This is a genomic window from Cyanobacterium sp., from assembly GCF_054166785.1.
In genome coordinates, this window is sequence record NZ_JBSZCP010000043.1 from 49,981 (window position 1) to 69,602 (window position 19,622).

The following is a 19,622-nucleotide window of genomic DNA, read 5'->3' on the forward strand; positions in this document are numbered from 1 at the left end:
TATTCTACTATGGTAAGTTTTACTTATTTTTAGATCTACTTTTTAGGACTATTTTTTACTATTCTTGACAAAAATAAATATTACTCAATATTTAGCTTTTTTGATAGTTTATTTAAATTTTATTTCAATATGTTTTTCACGTTTTATTCTAGTCTTTAAGAGCGATCGCCCTCAAAGACTAATCCAGCTTATTTGAATATTAAAGACAAAAAAAAGAAAGGGGAAGTAAGTAAAATACAAAGCCTTGGCTCAAAAATGAAGAAATACAGCTCCTCTTAATTAGTCAGAGCATTAACAATGGTTTGGGTATTAACCCTCATCATACCAATATAAGTACCAGCGGGGGTATTTTCTGCGCCGAGGGAATCGGAATAAAGCTCGGTAGGTGCCACCTCAATGCCTGCCTCTTGGGCAACGGTTTCAATGAGAGTGGGATTAATGGTTGTTTCGGCAAAGATAGCTCTTACCCCAGTAGTCCTAATGGTTTCTACCAAATTTCGCACCGTTTGGGCGCTGGGTTGCTCTTCTGTACTAACACCGATGAGGGTACCGGGTATTTCTAAACCATAAGCTACTCCATAGTATTGGAAAGCATCATGGGTAGTAATCAAAAGTCTTTGGGAGGGGGGAATTGTCTCAATTTGTTCTTGTATCCAGATGTGTAACTCTTCTAATTCTTGGGTTAAGTTTTGCGCATTTTGATTAAAAACTTCTTCCCCTTCTGGCTTCAACTCCACTAATTTTTCTCTGATACCTTCCACCATCATCATTACATTTTCCACATTACCCCATACATGGGGATCTGGAACCATTTGACCTTCTTCTTCAAAATCTAGGGCTGGTACTAATTCCCCCACGGCCAATTTTTGAGCATTTGTTCCTGATGAGTTGATGAGTCGAATTAAGTTAGGTTCTAAATCGTAGCCATTATAAAATATCAAATCTGCATTTTCAAGGGTTATATTATCTTGGGGTACAGGCTCATATACGTGGGGATCTGCCCCCCGTGGTAAAATTCCCCTATGGTTGATCTTGTCTCCCCCTATTTCTTCGGTAAGGTTGGCAATAATAGTGGTGGTACTGACTACATTTAGCCTTTCATCTGCTGAGTTTTGATTATTGATTACTTCATTGGTGCCACAGGCGGTGATGGTAAAAAGGGTTAATACAATTAATTTAACTTTAGCTATTCTTTTGAGCATAATTTATCATAATCTTTTCATAATTATATTTTCATAGCTTATCATAATCTTTTCATAATTGCTTGTTGAGCATAAAAAAAGAGAGGCTTTTGCCTCTGTGGGGTTGCTTTAATGGGGAGATTGTGAAAATTTTTGGTTCTCAAATTTTGCCAATATTGTCCAAGGGATAAAAGCGAAAAACTGCCCTACCGATAACGTAGTCTTGGGGTAAAAATCCCCAGAGGTGAGAATCGTTGCTGTTGTTGCGGTTGTCTCCCATGACAAATAAACTTCCTTCGGGGATGACGATTGGTTCTAGGCTATAGTTAGGGGCTTCTAAGATGTAGTTTTCTTGTTGGGGAATGTTGTTAATATATATTTGTCCATCTCGGACTTCGAGGGTGTCTCCTGCGGTGGCGATGATGCGTTTAATGAAGGCTTGGCTGGGTTCGTATCCGAGGATTTGTAGTTGGGGTGGGGGGGTGAATACAACGATGTCTTGGGGTTTTGGGCTGGTAAATTTGTAGGATACTTTTTCTACTACGATGCGATCGCCCGTGTCCAAAGTAGGTATCATGGATTCAGAAGGAATGTAACGGGGTTCTGCGATAAATATTCTAATGGCGATCGCCATGATTAAACCTACCAAAATAATGAGAGAGTTTTCCTTAATTTGTTGTTTTTTGATAGAAGCTGTTTCAGGGGATGATTTAGTCATAAAAATGTGATTTGTAAACAGTTATTAAGATTAACTTCAAAGAAACTAAAAAAATAAAAATAATCCGCCAAACCTAGTAAAGTATTAAAGATTGGGAATAAATAATTGACCTAATAAATAAAAAATGAACTAATAGTTTATTATTAATAGAGTTTTGACAAAAAAACAAACACTCGACCCCCAACAAACTAATTATCCCTTCTTGATTGTGAGTTTTGACCCATTTACAAGGTAAAATCATAAATCATTCAGAAGAAATTCAGCAAAAATTGGTAAAAGTGTTTGATAATATGAGCAAAAGTCAGTAAATTTAATAATTGGGTTATTCTGACTGTAACATTTTTCATTTAAATAAAAATCAGGGAGAATTATTATTATGGAATCTCAATTTAAAGATACAGAGTCAAAAACAGCGGAAACGATGGATAAAGTAGATAACGAAATGGGTGGTATCATCAGTGCAAGTAAGCCAGTTTCCGAGGCAGAGCAACCTTGGCAAGAATGGGTTGACGTTGCCGTGGACTTTTTATCGGGAGTACCAGAGCAATTGGGCAACTTCTTCGGAGAGTACAAACAACCTTTAACCACTTTAGGTTTAATTGTTACCGCAGCAATCACCGTTTATATCACTCTTTCGGTATTAGATGCCATTGGAAATATTCCTTTACTTGCATCTATTCTTGAGTTAGTGGGATTAGGTTACACCGCATGGTTTACCACTCGCTATTTACTCAAAGCCTCCACCCGTGAGGAATTATTTGCTGAATTTAATGGTTTGAAAAAACAAATCTTGGGTGGCAAATAGATCTCCAGATTGGGTTAGCGCGACTATAATGATTGAATATTAATCGATTATTTTTTTGCCTAACCCGTTTTTTCTGGCAACTTTTTACCCCTTAACATCAGAGCCAATGTTATGGTTTACTTTCAAATTCACTCCGATAGTGATGTTTCCCCCTCCCAACAATTATTTGATCAAATCCAATTTGCGATCGCATCTAGGCAATATCCCCCCGGCCACCGACTCCCTAGCACCCGTCAACTAGGACAAATAACAGGATTACACCGCAACACCATCAGCAAAGTTTATCAAAAACTAGAAAAAGTAGGTCTAGTAGAATCCCTTGCGGGTTCAGGAATTTACGTCAAAGCCCAAGGAAACGAAGGCATCATCGAAAAAAATAATACCCTTCCCACCAAATACTCAGAAATTCAAAAAACCATTAGCCACAATATAGATCAACTAATTCTTTCTGGGCTAAACCTCAATCAAATAAAAGAACTATTTTTAGGGGAAATTGATTGGCGACTTAGTTGTAATGCCCTTGTATTAGTCACCGTACCCTCTGCGGATATGGGAGCAGGAAAACTCATCGCCCTAGAGTTACAACAAGCCCTCCTGATGCCCATTCAACTCATACCCCTAGAAGAATTAAGCAAAGTCATCCATCAACAAACCTCCGCCACCGTCGTTACCAGCCGATATTTTGTTTCTCAAGTATTAGAAATTATCTCTCAAAAATCCATCCGAGTGATTCCCATCGACATATGTGACTATGCCAAGGAATTAAAAATCATCAAACAGCTACCCCCAGATAGTTGTTTAGGCATTGTTAGCCTTAGCACGGGTATTTTAAGGGTTGCAGAAATGATGGTACAAAGTTTACGGGGCAATGAAGTTCAAACCATTATCGCCCTAGCCCATGATAGTCGTCGCCTCAAAAATTTAGTTAGTCGCGCCCACACCATTATCTCCGATAATCATAGTTATGTTGCGGTGAAAAAGATGATTGTCGCACTACGGGAAGACTTAATACGCCCTCCCAAATTAATTTGTAGTGACAACTATATTGGGGAAAAGTCTATTCAACTATTAAAACAAGAATTAGGCATTGCGTAGGCGCTCAAACATTAACTACTAGGTTGAGGAATAGTTATATCAACGGTTTGAATTTCTTGACTTAATGGAGTTAAACTTTGTGTAACTTGACGACCATTTCCTACCACTAGGGTGACAAACTTATCTGGTTGTAGATAGTTTTGGGCTGATTCAAATACTTGTTGGGCGGTGGTGTTGGTAACGGCTTTTTGATAGTTAAAAATAAAATCTTGGGGATAGCCGTAATATTCATAGGTCATAATACGGGAAAGAATTTGATTGGGGGTTTGAAATTGAAAGACGAAGGAGTTAAGGATAGAATTTTTGGCATAGTCCAAGTCTTCTTGGCTAATGGGTTGAGTGCGTAGTTTTTCTATCTCCCCTTTGACAGCTTCGATAAATTGTCCACTGCTTTCGGTGTTAGTTTGTCCCCCTGCTAAAAACAGTCCTGGATGGTCATAATTTGCTCTCCATAACCCATACACTGAATAAGCTAGTCCTTGGCGCGATCGCACCTCATTATGTAATCTACCCCCAAACCCATTTAAAACACCGTTAATGACCGTTAGAGTGGGGTAATTGGGGTCATCTAATCTACCGCCAATATGTCCTAACAAAATATTACTCTGGGTTAACTGAGGTTGATCAATTAAATATAATCCAGAAGAGGTTAACTGGGTGGGCGTAGCAATATCATGATTTGGTTTAGGGGTATTAACTTGCCAGTCTCCGAAGTTTTGGCTGATGAGGCTTTTTATCTTTTCTGGTTCAAAATCCCCTACAATACCGAGAATAATACTCTCTGGGCGAATATGCTGTTGATAAAAATTAACTACGTCCTCCCTAGAGATGTTTTCCAAGGTACTATACTCTATGGTACGGGCAAAAGGACTATCATCCCCATAAATCAGTTTCCGAAACTCCCTTTGTACTATATTCCCCGGGTTATCATTACGGCGAGAGATAGCACCTCTAAAATTGTTTTTCTCGAAGTCTAAAAAGTTTTGCTCAAAGGCGGGATTTCTTAGTATCTCTGCAAATAGAGGAAAAACTTCCTCCAAATCATAACTAAGGGTGTTGAAACTTGCACTGCCTGAGTTGGTGCTGATGGATGTCTCGATGGAGGCAGCTTTTTGCTCGAGGATACTATCAATTTCATTTTTGCTATGGTTGCCGGTGCCTCCTGTGCGCAGTAAATCCCCTGTGAGGGTAGCTAATCCTACTTTATCTTTAGGCTCGAATCTATCCCCTGTCCTTAGAATAGCACTACCTGTAATGAGGGGAAGGCGATGATCTTCCATTAAATATACTACCATGCCATTATCTAATTCTAGGCGATCGTATTTTGGTAGTTCAACTTCGGCTAGGGGGGGATATTCTAAGTCTGCATAATGACTGACGGGTTGTGCCATGACTACATTACGACTAATAATTGTTAGGGTAATGGTGACAAGTCCGATGGCTAACCACTGAAAGGATTTTTTTATTTTATTCATTTTAATAGGTGCGTAATAGTAGTAATTATTAGCGGATTCTATTTTAACTTTTATTGAATAAAGAATTTAAACCCCTTGCCTTAATTTATTTTTTGTATTATATTTTAGTCAACATCAATAGCGAGGACTTTTTTCTCTTTGAGGGGATAATTATTTTTTTTTATTAATTGTTCTAAATTTTTAATTCTTTTTTTTGGTAAAGGATGACTAGATAAAAATTGTGTAAATTTAGGAGCGTTTTCTTCTTTGCTTAAACGTTTAAAAAAGTCTGTTGCTCCATTTACGTGACCATAATATTGATATAGTAAATTAATGCCAAATATGTCAGCTTTTTTTTCTTGGGTTTGACTATATTGAGCATTGACTACTAAGTTAGTTAAATCTGCCCCTGATTGCACAATTTCAAATCCTCCTAGAAAATAATTTATAGTTAGTTTTATTAAGATAATATTACCAATACTTCTGAGATGATCTCGATTAGCAAAATGTCCGATTTCGTGGCTAAGAATCATTACTAATTCATTTTCTGATTCGACTTGTTCTAATAGTCCTTGATAAATAACGATGGTATTGCCCGGAAGGGCGATCGCATTTACCACATCCTCTGCAATGTAAAGAATTTGATAATCTCTGTTTTCGGGGCTATCTTTAGGTAGTTTTTTTTCTATATTATCTAACAACAAATTTAGCTGTTTTTGGGTATTATTTGATGAGCTTTTTTTCTCAAAATTAGGAACTATTAATGAGCCTATTCTTTCTTCTACAGAAATAGGAATAAAATTAACTAAATTATTAGTTATGGCAAATAAACTATATAGAACTAGAGTAATAATACTCCCAAAAACTATTAATAAAATAAGTAATTGTCTTTTTTTTGGTTCTACGGTGCGATCGCTTATGGGAGAATAATAAGGCATAACAAAGTATATTAATTAATCACTCTTTACAGGGCGGAAAGGATTAAGAAAATTCATCAAAGGATAAAGATTACGAGACTGTATCCATAACTTACCACTGCCACTAAAACGACATACCAATCCCTCACCCCCTAATATTCCCGTCCGTAAACCCTTAAAAGATAAACCTCCTATCATCTCCACACTATAATTAAGGGTATCTTCAAAAGCCACAATGTAGCCCGTATCCACCACATAACTTCCCCTCACATCTATCTCCAAAATAGCACCATAGGAACTAAACCACACATCCCCCTGTCCTGTCGCCCGTAACAAAAATAAAGATTCTCCACTAAAAAAACCCTTAAAACCCTGAAACTGAGAATCAATTTCCACCGTAGAAGCACAAGCCACAAAATCCGATGACTGTATCATTAAAGCATTATTTCCTGTCAATAAATAATGCCCAATATCCCCCGGCACTCCCGGAGACAAATATAATTCCCCTTGTTTATTTTGGGCGGTAAATTCACTTAAAAATAAAGACTCACCCCCCAACATGCGACTAAAACTTTTACCTAATCCCCCCCTCATTTTTGACTGCATTTTTATGCAAGAATCCATCGCCGCCATCGCCCCTGCTTCTACCATTACCATCTGATTTGCCTGTAGGGTGAGAATTAAAAAAGCATAGGCAGGATTATGTTCAATGCGATAATTTATTTCCGATTTATTCAACATATTTTTCTTATTTTTGGTGAATGTTTTTGCTGTACTGCAACCTAATAAATAATTACCTATCTTGGGGGTAATTGAGTGCCAATGGTTTTTCCTAAAGTAAGAGGGCTATGGGTTTGACAATATAGCTTTCCCTTGCCATAGAAACGACAAACTAACCCCTCTCCCCCTAAAAATGAACCGAGTAAACTAGAACTAGCTTTGGTGATTTTAAAATCTAAAGTTTTCTCAAAGGCAACGATATGCCCCGTATCCACAACATATTCTCCATCCACATCAATTTCATAAATTCCCCCAAAAGAGGTGAGGATAACTGGCCCATAACCGCTAATTCTTAGCCAAAATAAAGACTCCCCTGAAAACAGTGATTTAAAACCCTGAAACCCCAAATCAAGGTCAACCCCAGAGGCACAGGCTAAATAAGAGCCAGACTGCACCACTAATTCATTTCCTGTCATTTCATAAACCAATATATCTCCCATCAGATGGGGGGCCAGATAAATTTCCCCATGGGGTTGGTAGCAACGAAAAACGCTCAAAAATAGAGATTCCCCTGCCATCATCCTTTTTAAACCACCGAGGATTCCGCCCCCTTTGCCCTGTCTTAGGGTGGTGCTAACGTTGATAAAATCACTCATGGCAATCATGCTTCCCGCTTCAGCAAGTAATTCTTCTTGGGCATCCATGGTTACCTTGGCGATCGCACTGTCAGGCTGTTGTAATACTTCAATATTCATAAAAAAAGGTTAAAAATTAACGAACTTTAGGACGTAAAAAACCCACAAAACCAGAAACACTACGAGACTGAAGATAAATTGTCCCCCTACCCGTAATCTTATTAACAAAACCCTCCCCAGAAGTCATGGAAGAAAGTAAATTACCCGACAAAGCTACATTCATCTTTATATCCCCCTCATAGGCAACCAAATGGGTATTGTCCACAATAAACTCCCCATTTACCTCCTTTGGAGTCAAACCCCCATAACAACCAAATAACACCTGCCCCTTACCCGTAAATTGCAACTTAAATAAACCCTCCCCAGCAAACCAACTGGCAAAACCAGCCCACCGCACCCCCATTTTTGCTCCTGGGGTATGGGCAATATAAGCCCCCGGTTGCATGCAAAAAGGCTTAGAGCTTAATTTTTTATGTTCAATATCTCCAATCATGGGTTGAGAAAGAATTACCGTCTGGGGCCTATTGGTATTATTTTGAAAAACATTAACAAATAATGATTCTCCGCCAAAAAATTTACGCATCAAAGCAGGAAAAAAACCCCCAGAAAACTCAGTTTTCATCGTAATTCCCCCATCCATACTAACCATCGCCCCAGCTTCTGCGGTAATCTTTTCCCTCGGTTGCAAGGTCACAAAAATAGTTGCAAAGGCAGGACGGTAACGAATACTACACTCCACAAAATTATCACTCTTCTCTAACTTTGCTATTAAAGTTAATTTATTTTCGAGCGCAGAGATCATGCTACATCACAAAACTTTTTGTAATACATATAATTAAATTTTAGGAATGGTAAAACTAAATTGTGACCCTTTATTTAATTCAGACATTACTTTGATAGAGCCACCATTTTTATGGACAAACTCCTTACACAACAATAATCCTAACCCTGTGCCTTTTTCTCCCTCCGTACCCACTTTACTGGCGCTGTATTCCATCTCAAATAACCGATTCATTTGCTCTTGAGTCATGCCAACCCCTGTATCGGTGATGATAATACGTATTAAATCATTGTCTTCTTGGGTGCAAGAAACGGTAATTTTATCCCCCATATGACTAAACTTAATGGCATTGTTAACGATATTTTGAAGCACCGACTCCAACATCATTAAATCACCATATACATTTATTTCTGAGCTAATTTCATTCACTAAAGCAATTTTTTTGTGCAAAGCTGTGCCATAGAGTAAATCGAGGACACCTTGCACCACTTCCCAAAGAAGGAGCCTTTTTGGGCGCCAAGATAGATTACCCGTTTCTAACATTGACCATTGCAAAAGATTATTCAACAATTTTAAAGTAGCTTTTCCTGTGTTGAAAATATCAGAACTAATTTCCTTTATCTCCTCTGGGGGTAACTCATCGGCATCCTCATTTAAAATACTGGCAAATCCTAACATGGCATTGAAGGGAGATTTTAAATCATGGGCGATAATGGAAAAAAAGCGATCTTTACTAGCGTTAATTTGTCTTAACTCTTTGGAATAATTTTGTAACTTTTTAAAAGATAAGCGAAGCTCTAATTGGCTCATCACTTGCTTTGCCAAAATTTGTAATGCTTTTTCCTGCTCAGGGGTTAAACTTTTTGGTTTGGTATCAATGGCGCATAGGGTACCTAGGGCAAAACCATTGGGGGTAATAAGGGGCGCTCCTGCATAAAAACGAATGGAGGGATTTTTTAATACTAAAGGATTATCGGCAAACCGTTCATCTTTGGTGGCATCTTCGACGATTAGAACCTTATCTTGTTGTAGGATAGCATGGCTACAAAAGGCAATATCTCGATCCGTTTCTCTGGCATCTAATCCCACTTTGGACTTAAACCATTGTCTTTTTTCATCGATTAGGCTGATAAGGGCGATGGGAGTTTGACAAATGGAGGAGGCTAACTCTGCTAGTTCATCATAGATTTCTTCAAATTCTGTATCTAGGATGTCATAGGCGAGGAGGGCGTTAATACGCTCTTGTTCATTATCTGGTTTAGGGGCAATTTTCATGATTTCATCATTGTGAAATGATTTTCTTTTCCTAATTTTAATTTTATTGCCTCTGAAATTTTCATTAACTTTGCATTACGCAATAATTTTTAATTTGACTATCATGGTTAATGAGGTTACTGGTAATTTTAGTAGCATTTCTGAGAATTTTTTGAATATAGCGAGGATAAATGCCTATGGCCATGGAAACTTTAGAATTTATTATTTATCCTGATGGTAGGGTAAAAGAAACGGTGACTGGAATTGTTGGAAAGTCTTGTGAGGAGGTAACAAGGGCGATCGAACAACAGTTAGGAGTTGTGGTTTCAACTCAAAAAACATCGGACTATTACAGCCAAAAATTAGAGTCTGAGAATCAAATTCAGAATCAAAATTGGTAAACTTTTATATATAAATCTCATTTTCCGAACCTTTATTTATTGTATCAGGATAAGTTTATGTCACATTTCAGTAGCATCAAGACTCAAATTCGCAATCTAACTTCTCTCAAATCTGCTCTTGAAGACCTTAAAATTGACTGGAAGGAAGGCCCTTCTCAGGTTCGTGGTTATCAGGGGCAAACTAGCCAAGCTGATCTCGTCATTGAACAAGAAAACAATTATGATATTGGTTTTAGCTGGAATGGTCAACACTACGAGTTAGTCGCTGATTTACAATACTGGCAACAGCCTTGGACTGTTGATGGGTTTTTACAGCGTGTGACTCAAAATTATGCTTTACATACTGTTTTGACTGAGTCTAGCCAACAAGGGTTCGCTGTGACTGAGCAACAAAAAAATGAGGATGGCTCTATTCGTCTAGTGGTACAACGCTGGAGTTAGTATTTTATCTTACGGCGGTGGTGGGTGATAACAAGGATTATTGCCCACTATTTTTTTATAGGTTGGGTTTTTGTGGTGGGTTGTTGTTGTCTTTGATGAGGTTTTTTATGTTTGATGAACGGAATATTTCGGAAAACACTGGTTTTGAGCCTGAGTTGGGGGGCGTTTGGCGTGATAACCCGCAAAGGAGTGGTTTTGAGCCTGAGTTGGGGGGTGATGTTCGTCAAAAGGGGGTTTATGTGGATGAGGTAACTTGTATTGGTTGTAAAAATTGTGTCCATGTTGCCCCTAATACTTTTTATATAGAAGATAATTTTGGACGCTCCCGGGTTTATAACCAAAATGGGGATGAGGAGGATATTGTGCAGGAGGCTATGGATACTTGCCCTGTGGATTGTATTCACTGGTTAGATTATACGGAGGTGAGGGAAAAGGAAGCGGAAAGAAAAAATCAGGAGGTGCGCCCCCTTGGTTATCCCCAAGTGTTTTATCCGAAAAAAAGTAAGAACAAAAATAAGAATAAGGGGTAAGAGGTCATGGGCAAAAAAAATCTATCTCATAATTGTAAAAAACTTTGTATTGTCTATCTTTAGCTTTACAGAATCTATTTGGTCATGATTTGAAGAAAATTGCCGTTAAAAAGTGCTGTTTTCGTACTAAAATTCTGCAAAAGCGGGAATTATACATTGAATCATAAAGATTATGACTGAGTCGCAAAAAGTTGCTGTGGGAATTGTGGGTGCTTCTGGTTATGGTGGAGTGCAGTTAATTAAACTGTTATCAGAACATCCTGAGGTGGAGATTGTTTATTTGGGAGGGGATAGTAGTGCTGGAAAAGATTATGCTGATTTGTATCCCCATTTAGGTCATTTGATTAAAAATAAGGTTGAGGCTATTGATTTGGATGAGATAGCTTCCCGTTGTCAGGTGGTATTTTTAGGGTTGCCTAATGGTTTGGCTTGTAAGTTTGCCCCCACTTTAGTGGAGAAGGGTTGTAAGGTGTTGGATTTATCGGCGGATTATCGTTTTACCAGTCTTGATACTTATACGGCATGGTATAAAACAGAGCGGGATGACGGTGCGATCGCCTCTAGTGCTGTTTATGGTTTACCAGAATTATACCGAGATCAAATCAAAAATAGTTCCCTCATCGGTTGCCCGGGATGTTATCCCACCGCCAGTTTACTCGCCCTCTCTCCCCTCATTAAGCAAGGATTGATACTACCTGAAACCATCATCATTGATGCTAAATCTGGGACCTCTGGGGGCGGAAGACAAGGAAAAATCAATCTTTTGTTGGCAGAAGCGGATAACTCTTTGGGGGCTTATGGAGTCGGGAAACATAGACATACCCCTGAAATAGAACAAATTTGCTCAGACTTAGCCCGTAGTGAAGTTAAAGTGCAATTTACCCCCCATCTAATTCCCATGGTTCGGGGTATTCTTTCCACCGTTTACGCCACTCTACGAGATCCAGGGTTAGTTACGGAGGATTTAATCACCATCTATAATGCTTTTTATCGTTCCTCCCCCTTCGTCAAAGTCTTACCCAATGGCACTTATCCTCAAACTAAATGGGCTTGTGGCACGAACTTAGGCTATATCGGCATTGAAGTTGATCCTCGCACGGGTAGAGTTATTGTTATGTCCGCCATTGATAATATGATCAAAGGACAATCGGGACAAGCGGTGCAATGTTTAAATCTAATGATGGGTTGGGCAGAGGATTTGGGCTTACCAAAACTGGCTTTTTATCCTTAAAACAAATCGCTGGGTAATTTAAGTTTGTAATGAAAATAAGTATAGGCAAGGGGCTTAAGCCCCTTGTTGAGTAATGGGTGCTAAATATTTACTATTTATGAACCGTACTTTTATCTATTATTTTTAGCAATAGTCTTAAGTCCATTGTTCCTTTTATTTGTATATTTTTTTCTACGGATCCAGTGTTATAAACCCTTAAAATTTCTGCAATAATTGCTTTAATAACGTTAACTACTACACCATTTCCAAATTGTTTATAGGCAATATTTTTCTTTTCATGGATTATAAAACTATCAGGAAAACCCATTATTCTGGCACACTCCCTAGGAGCTAATTTTCTAACTTTATTGTTAATTAGATATAAACCTGTTTTCGCACCAACCCCTCCACCATAAGCAGATAAGGTAATGGCATGACCGTTTTGGTGATAAATCCTTTCTCCTTGTCCTCCTTTATTTACCGTACCTATTCTAATAGGTTTTTGAGGATAATTACCCAAAAGATCTGGAACAATATGGATATTCTCTTTAAATTGTATATCTTTTCTATTAATAATAAAATCTTTTATTTCTTCATCATCTAAACAAACATCTAATAATTTTGTAGGCTTATTAAAACCATTAGGAAAAATAAAATTATCAATTTCTAAATCTTTTCTAAAACAAACTATATAAATTCTTTCTCTTTTTTGAGGTACTCCAAAATCGGAAGCATTTAAAACTTGATAGTAAACTTTATAACCTATTTCATCAAGGGTATTGACAACTATTTGTAAGGTATTACCATTATCATGTCGTGCAAAATTTTTAACATTTTCTAAAAGAATAAACTTTGGTTGATGATATTTAACTATTCGGGCTACATCAAAAAACAAAGTTCCCCTAGTATCATTAAAACCTAACTGCTTTCCTGAGATACTGAAGGCTTGACAAGGGAAACCAGCGCACAAAATATCATGGCTAGGAATAGTTGACTCAGGTATTTTGGTAATGTCTCCTTCTGGTAAAATACCATAATTTTTGAGGTATATTTCTTGAGAATATTTATCCCATTCTGAAGCAAAAACACAATGGCTTTGATAATATTTTAAGGCTTGGTGAAAACCACCGATTCCTGCAAATAAATCTACAAATTTTAAGTTTTTAGTTGTGTTCATCCAAGTAACTAGCGTTTTGGGATAATATTTTAGTCTTTGAAAGGTGTTAGGTATCTATTCTCCAAAAGGTAAGGTAAAGTAATGGATCCTTAAAGAAAAGTATAGTGATAAAACAAACAATGGGCTTAAGCCCATTGCCAAAGACAATAAATAAAAGTATATTTCATAAGTCAGACTTGGTGTAATAAGGGGTTTAAGCCCCTTGCCTAACTTGCTTTTAATTCCTCAAAGCTAAAATTTGAGCAGTGAGATCCATACTTTCTCCATAGAGTGTGTCTTTGCCCCCTGCCTGTAACTGTTTACTTAAGAGGTGTTCGGTATCTTGATCCGCTAAAGATGTTACCTGTTGAATGCGACAGGCTTGGGCGCCGCCCCCTGCTTCCATACGCATACAACCCGTGGTATTTGAGCATAATACGGTACAGCAATCGGCTTGTAGGTTAGTAGAACTCAATTTTAAGCTGATTAAATCCCCTAAAATGTCGCCCCAGTCTGCTAGAGGCACCCCTGCTAGTTCGGTATTAATTTCTTTACCTTCAGGGCTGATAAACTTAATTTTGGTAATGTCATAATCCCCTGTTTCGTTGCTGTAGGCTACGGGTTGCCAATTGAGACGACTGGCTAACCAACCTAAATACATGAGGGCTTGGGTTTTATTGCCTTTTTCGTAGTCCACGGTTACTTCATCCACTTCCCAGATGGCACTACGGCGCTCGGGAGGATCGAAGGCTTCGGCGGTAAGTTCTTGCCATGGGGCAATTCTAGCCCAGTTGAGGTCGATGATGGGGGTATCTTGGGCTACAAACTGGGCGATGCGTTCTAGTTCGGCGGTGGGTTCTACAAAGGTGCTAGAGTCAATTATGAGCCGATCGCACTCTGACCGTAATCTTTGAAATAAACCATAATCTGTATCAATCCCAGCCTTCCACCAAACATATTTAGGTAAATCAGGAATCATCAACTCGGAGATTACCCCCCCAATGCGCTCGAGGGCAGAAGAAACCCCCGTAACGCTGATATATTCACAACAAATTAAGCTATTGGCAGAACGTTTATTAATAGGACAATAGGCAGATACCTGAGCCTTCACCCCCCTATCTTCCCCTGTGGTAGGGCATAAAGTTATAATTCGGCAAGGGTTCACCGAGGCGATCGCATCTGCCATTCCAGCCCCCTCCACATCGGGAGAATACTGCTTGAGAATAGATTGATCCCGTAAATTAACAGTACCCTCCTCCTCAATGGTCTGATATTCCTGCTGTAACCGTGCCAATAAATCAGCATTGGAAACCCCCGTTATCTCAAAGCCATACTCTTTTTGAGCCGCCTTGATTGCCGAAGTAGTGCGAGGCCCCGCAATGCCATCCACAGGACCGGTATAAAAACCCAAAGCCGCTAAGAGAGGTTGTGTCTGCTCAGGCTCATAAACCAAAAAACTAAACGTAGAAGCCCTAGTGGCCGCCAACCCTTCACTATTGCCCGTGTAAGTCTGCCAAATTTGCCTTAACTCACTGTCAATATAATCCAGATCAACGTCTTTCGGTGCTTGTAAAGAAACTAAAGGAGTGGTAGTCATAACGAATAATTGCTAATAATAATTGATCATCGAAAAACAAAAAAATTAATCTTCCTACAAACGGCGCCATCTTCTACCATCACGGTTCAGTAAAAACTCCGCCTCCGCAGGTTGCCATGTACCAGCTTCATAAAGAGGCACAGAATCAGGAGCAGAAGGAGCATCCCACGCAGCGAGGGCAGGGGTAACAATACGCCAAGCCTCCTCCACCTCATCCGCACGGGTAAACAAAGTTTGATCCCCCAACATACAATCCAACAAAAGACGATGATAAGCATCCGTGGTGGCTACCCCAAAAGATGAACCATAGCTAAAGTCCATATCCACCGTACGAGTCCGCAACTCTGCCCCCGGTACTTTTGCTTCAAACCGCAGGGAAATCCCCTCATTAGGTTGAATCCTCATGGCCAAAATGTTGGGGTTCGTTTGGTGAGCCGCCGAAGGAAAAATAGTTAAAGGTACGTCCTTGAATTGGATGGCAATTTCTGAAACCTTTTTGGGCAATCTTTTGCCCGTGCGTAGATAAAAAGGTACTCCTTGCCAACGCCAATTATCGATCATCAACTTAAGTGCCACAAAGGTAGGGGTGGTGGAGTCTGGATTTACTCCATTTTCTTCTCGATAACCCGGTACAGGTTTTCCCTTCATCCATCCGGGGGTGTATTGTCCTCGAATTGCACTTTTTTCTAAGTTTTTAATGTCCGCTAACCGAGTTGACTGTAAAACTTTGACCTTTTCACCCCTAATACTATCGGCGTTAATACCATTGGGTGCTTCCATGGCCGTAAGGCAAAATAACTGTAAAAGATGGTTTTGTACCATATCTCGCAACGCCCCCGCCGATTCATAATACCCCGCCCTTTCTTCTACCCCGACGGTTTCGGCTACGGTAATTTGAATATTATCTACATAATTACGATTCCATAACGGCTCAAAAATGGCATTAGCAAACCTAAACACCATCAAATTTTGTACTGTTTCTTTACCAAGATAATGATCGATGCGATAGACTTGTTCTTCTCGACAAACTTTTTGTACGATGCGGTTTAATACTTGGGCGCTACTCAAGTCTTTCCCGAAGGGTTTTTCGATGACTAAACGATGTTTTAAGGGATCATCTAACATCCCTGCGGCGCCTAATTGTTTGATGGCGGGGGGAAAAAATTGGGGAGATACGGCAAGATAAAATACTCGATTTCCCCTAGTTCCTCTTTTTCCGTCTAACTCCTCCAGAAAGTCTTTTAGCTTATCATAGCTTTCAGGCTCATCCATATTGCCAGGACAATAGTATAAACCCTCGGCAAAATCATTCCATAATTCTTCATTGGCAATGCCATCGGAAAATTCTTCGATACCTTGTCTCATTTGCTCACGGAAATAATCATGACTCCATTCCCGTCTAGCAACTCCTACAATGGTCATTTCTCCGGGCAACCTACCCTCTTTTTTTAACTGATACAGAGCTGGAACTAATTTTCTTTGGGTCAAGTCTCCTGAAGCCCCAAAAATTGTCAGAATAAGAGGCTCTGGAGTCTTAGCTTGTTTTAAACCCGCTCTTAAAGGGTTTTCTTGTAGTGTAACCATGATGCTTTTGTCCTTGAACAACCACCTACATTCTAGTTTCTCTCTTTGAATGTGAGTCAATTTGTTGAACTATGTAAAGTTTTGTAAATTACTTTTTTGGTTATTTGATTTGGTTTTTGAGTCCACAATAAGCAGCATAACCAATGGCGATCGCATCTACACTATCATCAATGGGCAAAGAATCTAATTCAAAAATACTTTGTAAAGCCTCTGCCACTTCTTCTTTTGTGGCTCTACCATGAACTAGATGAGCTTTCCAGCTCGATTGATGTAAAAATATGGGGTTAATGTTTCCTTCTCGGTGACAGACAAGATGAATAACTCCTAAAGCCTGTAAAACTCCCCCCGCTGCCTTTATCTGACGACTAAAAAAAGGCATTTCTATGGCTACACGATTCGGCTTAAACTCGTGAAATAAATCATTAAAATCAGTTTCTATTTCCTGTAACCTTTCCCCCGTGGACTGTTTTTTGCTAGTTTCAATGATGCCATAGTCCACCAAGGAAGGGCGAATCATGTCATCCCCTTCTAATATTGCCCACCCAATAATCGCTAACCCCGGATCAATTCCTAGCCAAATCATGATGATTAATCGCCCCTAGAGTAAAAAAATAGATCGCCTTTTTGCCACTACCAATAACAATCTCAACAATGGGAGCTTATTCTATCTATTTTCTGATTAACATAGTACGATATACAGGCTCACCTTTATTTAAAGTGGCTATTTCCCTTTCTGTCATGACACCGATGGGGTTTTCTGTAAGCCAGATTTCAGGTTGTAGGGGTTTAAAGTCTGCATGGGCTAAGAAGCGATCGCACATTTCCTCGGCTACTTCTTTTATATCAGATTGCAAGAAAATTCGACTACCAGATTTTAAAAACTTAGCTAAAGTAGTCACCGTCTCAGGTTGAATGACCCTTCTTTTATGGTGTTTTTTCTTAAACCAAGGATCTGGAAATTGTACCATCACCAACTCAATTTTATCTGAGGGTAAAGAATTTAAAATATCTTCCAAGGAGTTATTAATATTAGCAAAAAGGTAATGTAAATTAGTTAAATTTTCCTCATCCCGTAACTGATTTGCCTCCACCACCAAAGGCTCTCGAATTTCAAAACCCAAAAAGTTTATATCAGGATTTTGGGGAGCCATTTCCAACAAAAAACGCCCCCTAGCACAGCCAATATCAAGATGAAGGGGAAGAGATAGATTAGAATAGACTTGATTCCAATCGGGCAAAGAGAGAGATTGTTGATACTTACTACTTAATGGGTTAACGTGTTGACGAACTCTGACTCTAGCCACCGTGATATAATCCTCCTATGATTTCTCATGCCATGAATATTCGTTTCGCCGTTGCCTCTGATTTACATATAGCCCTACCAGAAACCATCGAAGACAAACCGAATCGTTTTCATTTGACCCAATTTAGCATATCAGCCTTTGACACTGTATTGGCACATTTAAACAATCTTGATCTCGATTTTTTGCTTTTACCAGGGGATTTAACCCAAGATGGAGAGCCAGAAAATCACCGCTGGTTACAAGAAAAACTTGCTTCTTTACCTTACCCCGTGTATGTCATTCCGGGCAATCATGATATTCCTAGTTTAAAGGGTAATGAGAAACAGATTCCTTACGCTAAATTTCCTTATTTTTATCAAGATTGTGGTTATCAAAATTATACCGAAACCCTCGACTATACCTGTGAAATTGCTCCAAATCTTCAGTTAGTGGCTCTTAATTCTAATCATTTTGATGAAAGTGGACAACAACAAGGATTACTGCAACCGTCTCAATTACAGTGGGTAGAAGAAACCCTCGAGCAGTTAGGGGATAAACAGGTATTGTTGATGGTACATCATAACGTCATTGAGCATTTACCCCAACAGTCAAAACATCCCCTCGGACGTAGGTATATGTTAGATAATCCTTTCGAGTTGTTGGATATTTTGGATAGGTATGGAGTGAAGTTAATTTTTACAGGGCATCTCCACATCCAAGATATTAGCCAATATAAGGGCATTTATGAAGTCACTACGGGGTCTTTGATTACCTATCCGAGTCCCTACCGCATCATCGAGTTAAACCGCCATCATGGGGGAATAAATACGGTTAAAATTAATAGTTATCAAGTAACGGATTTGCCCGAAAAAGAAAAATATGATCAATTTTGTCGGGAGTGGATGGGCGATCGCTCTTTTCCCTTTATAATGAAATTATTAACCTCGGCGCCCCTGAATTTAGAAGAAAAACAAGCCAGTCAATACGCCCCTGTGATGAGATACTTTTGGGCAGACATCGCCAAGGGAGACAGTGAGTTAAATTATCCCCAACTACCCTCCCCCATCAATCAACATTTTAGTCGCTTTGGGGTAGATGTCATAGACGGAAAACCCCAATTTATTGATAATAATACGATTATTAAAGTTTAGGAGTTAGACCAGTGGTGGGGTGAAATAGAGTCGAATTACGGCAAAAAAAGTAGTAGATAACCAAAAAGAATCCGCCCCTACGCTGTAAGAGCGGGTTATGGTGTGAGGAGTGAGCGAAAATTACTTTTCACCCAACTTTATTTTAACCCATCCCTCGGAATAGTTGTATCAAGATATAAGCTAAAAGGTGGAAGAATTGTAAAATTATGGAAATAATTGAGGGTTAGAGGCGAATTATTTGTTATGGTAAAATCTGATAGTAATCAAAAAGCACATTGTTTAAGTAAGGAATAAATAAGATGTCAGAAGTGACAGAAGTAAAAGAAGCAGATTTTAAAGCGGAAGTTTTAGATAGCGAACTACCTGTTTTAGTCGATTTCTGGGCTCCTTGGTGTGGTCCATGTCGTATGGTTGCCCCCGTGGTAGAAGAAATTGCTCAACAATACGAAGGTAAAGTTAAAGTAGTTAAATTAAATACTGACGAAAATCCTCAAATTGCTAGTCAATATGGTATTCGTAGTATTCCTACTTTAATGGTTTTTAAAGGTGGTCAAAAACAGGATATGTTAGTTGGTGCTGTGCCCAAAACCAGTTTAGCAAAGACTCTCGAACAACATATCTAATTTGTTGTTTTCACCTAATGCCCGTC

At 38.9% G+C, this 19,622-nt stretch carries 21 protein-coding genes; 8 read left to right on the forward strand and 13 right to left on the reverse strand.

The window, feature by feature from the left end; translation table 11 throughout:
- Positions 1-275: 275 nt before the first annotated feature.
- Together ACXITR_RS08885 and lepB are read right to left on the reverse strand one after the other, a co-directional pair.
- Positions 276-1,202 (reverse strand): metal ABC transporter solute-binding protein, Zn/Mn family, encoded by a 927-nt coding sequence (locus ACXITR_RS08885; RefSeq protein WP_457996872.1) that lies wholly within the window; start codon positions 1,200-1,202, stop codon positions 276-278.
- Between the two features lie 139 nt (positions 1,203-1,341).
- The gene (lepB, locus tag ACXITR_RS08890; protein WP_457996873.1) at positions 1,342-1,899 is read right to left on the reverse strand and encodes a signal peptidase I; all 558 of its coding nucleotides are present in this window, start codon (positions 1,897-1,899) and stop codon (positions 1,342-1,344) included.
- Positions 1,900-2,275: 376 nt separating this feature from the next.
- On the opposite strand from lepB, the gene ACXITR_RS08895 reads away from it, so the two are divergent.
- Together ACXITR_RS08895 and ACXITR_RS08900 are read left to right on the forward strand one after the other, a co-directional pair.
- Entirely contained in the window at positions 2,276-2,704 is a 429-nt protein-coding gene (locus ACXITR_RS08895; protein ID WP_457996874.1) for a CAAD domain-containing protein, read from the forward strand.
- Between the two features lie 111 nt (positions 2,705-2,815).
- On the forward strand, positions 2,816-3,799 hold the full coding sequence (locus ACXITR_RS08900; protein WP_457996875.1) for a GntR family transcriptional regulator: 984 nt from the start codon (positions 2,816-2,818) through the stop codon (positions 3,797-3,799).
- Positions 3,800-3,810: 11 nt separating this feature from the next.
- On the opposite strand, the gene ACXITR_RS08905 is transcribed toward ACXITR_RS08900, so the two are convergent.
- From ACXITR_RS08905 to ACXITR_RS08930, 6 genes are all read right to left on the reverse strand, one after another.
- A complete protein-coding gene (locus tag ACXITR_RS08905; RefSeq protein ID WP_457996876.1) occupies positions 3,811-5,274 on the reverse strand; it encodes a M16 family metallopeptidase in 1,464 nt (487 codons plus the stop codon).
- A 104-nt stretch (positions 5,275-5,378) separates the two neighbouring features.
- Complete coding sequence (locus ACXITR_RS08910) at positions 5,379-6,191, reverse strand: M48 family metallopeptidase (RefSeq protein ID WP_457996877.1); 813 nt, start codon at positions 6,189-6,191, stop codon at positions 5,379-5,381.
- Positions 6,192-6,206: 15 nt separating this feature from the next.
- A complete protein-coding gene (locus ACXITR_RS08915) occupies positions 6,207-6,911 on the reverse strand; it encodes a TIGR00266 family protein (RefSeq protein ID WP_457996878.1) in 705 nt (234 codons plus the stop codon).
- Between the two features lie 56 nt (positions 6,912-6,967).
- Complete coding sequence (locus ACXITR_RS08920) at positions 6,968-7,645, reverse strand: TIGR00266 family protein (protein WP_457996879.1); 678 nt, start codon at positions 7,643-7,645, stop codon at positions 6,968-6,970.
- 16 nt (positions 7,646-7,661) lie between these two features.
- Positions 7,662-8,324: a TIGR00266 family protein gene (locus ACXITR_RS08925; RefSeq protein WP_457996904.1), complete on the reverse strand. Its 663-nt coding sequence runs from the start codon at positions 8,322-8,324 to the stop codon at positions 7,662-7,664.
- Positions 8,325-8,420: 96 nt separating this feature from the next.
- On the reverse strand, positions 8,421-9,641 hold the full coding sequence (locus ACXITR_RS08930) for a GAF domain-containing sensor histidine kinase (RefSeq protein WP_457996880.1): 1,221 nt from the start codon (positions 9,639-9,641) through the stop codon (positions 8,421-8,423).
- Positions 9,642-9,817: 176 nt separating this feature from the next.
- Between ACXITR_RS08930 and ACXITR_RS08935 the strand changes: the two genes are divergently transcribed.
- From ACXITR_RS08935 to argC, 4 genes are all read left to right on the forward strand, one after another.
- Entirely contained in the window at positions 9,818-10,021 is a 204-nt protein-coding gene (locus ACXITR_RS08935) for a DUF2997 domain-containing protein (RefSeq protein ID WP_457996881.1), read from the forward strand.
- A 57-nt stretch (positions 10,022-10,078) separates the two neighbouring features.
- Complete coding sequence (locus ACXITR_RS08940) at positions 10,079-10,462, forward strand: DUF1257 domain-containing protein (RefSeq protein ID WP_457996882.1); 384 nt, start codon at positions 10,079-10,081, stop codon at positions 10,460-10,462.
- A gap of 107 nt (positions 10,463-10,569) precedes the next feature.
- Positions 10,570-10,992 (forward strand): ferredoxin, encoded by a 423-nt coding sequence (locus tag ACXITR_RS08945; RefSeq protein WP_457996883.1) that lies wholly within the window; start codon positions 10,570-10,572, stop codon positions 10,990-10,992.
- A 172-nt stretch (positions 10,993-11,164) separates the two neighbouring features.
- On the forward strand, positions 11,165-12,223 hold the full coding sequence (gene argC, locus ACXITR_RS08950; RefSeq protein WP_457996884.1) for an N-acetyl-gamma-glutamyl-phosphate reductase: 1,059 nt from the start codon (positions 11,165-11,167) through the stop codon (positions 12,221-12,223).
- A 91-nt stretch (positions 12,224-12,314) separates the two neighbouring features.
- On the opposite strand, the gene ACXITR_RS08955 is transcribed toward argC, so the two are convergent.
- The 5 genes from ACXITR_RS08955 to trmB form a co-directional block, all read right to left on the reverse strand.
- On the reverse strand, positions 12,315-13,379 hold the full coding sequence (locus ACXITR_RS08955) for a DNA cytosine methyltransferase (RefSeq protein ID WP_457996885.1): 1,065 nt from the start codon (positions 13,377-13,379) through the stop codon (positions 12,315-12,317).
- 217 nt (positions 13,380-13,596) lie between these two features.
- A complete protein-coding gene (opcA, locus tag ACXITR_RS08960; RefSeq protein WP_457996886.1) occupies positions 13,597-14,955 on the reverse strand; it encodes a glucose-6-phosphate dehydrogenase assembly protein OpcA in 1,359 nt (452 codons plus the stop codon).
- Between the two features lie 54 nt (positions 14,956-15,009).
- Positions 15,010-16,539: a glucose-6-phosphate dehydrogenase gene (gene zwf, locus ACXITR_RS08965; RefSeq protein WP_457996887.1), complete on the reverse strand. Its 1,530-nt coding sequence runs from the start codon at positions 16,537-16,539 to the stop codon at positions 15,010-15,012.
- A gap of 100 nt (positions 16,540-16,639) precedes the next feature.
- Positions 16,640-17,122, reverse strand: coding sequence for a crossover junction endodeoxyribonuclease RuvC (locus tag ACXITR_RS08970; RefSeq protein ID WP_457996888.1), 483 nt, complete (start codon positions 17,120-17,122; stop codon positions 16,640-16,642).
- 85 nt (positions 17,123-17,207) lie between these two features.
- Positions 17,208-17,843: a tRNA (guanosine(46)-N7)-methyltransferase TrmB gene (gene trmB / locus ACXITR_RS08975; RefSeq protein ID WP_457996889.1), complete on the reverse strand. Its 636-nt coding sequence runs from the start codon at positions 17,841-17,843 to the stop codon at positions 17,208-17,210.
- A 32-nt stretch (positions 17,844-17,875) separates the two neighbouring features.
- Here trmB and ACXITR_RS08980 point away from each other — a divergent pair, with 32 nt between their 5' ends.
- A complete protein-coding gene (locus ACXITR_RS08980) occupies positions 17,876-18,973 on the forward strand; it encodes a metallophosphoesterase family protein (protein WP_457996905.1) in 1,098 nt (365 codons plus the stop codon).
- Between the two features lie 299 nt (positions 18,974-19,272).
- Positions 19,273-19,596, forward strand: coding sequence for a thioredoxin (trxA, locus tag ACXITR_RS08985; protein ID WP_015222351.1), 324 nt, complete (start codon positions 19,273-19,275; stop codon positions 19,594-19,596).
- Positions 19,597-19,622 lie beyond the last annotated feature (26 nt).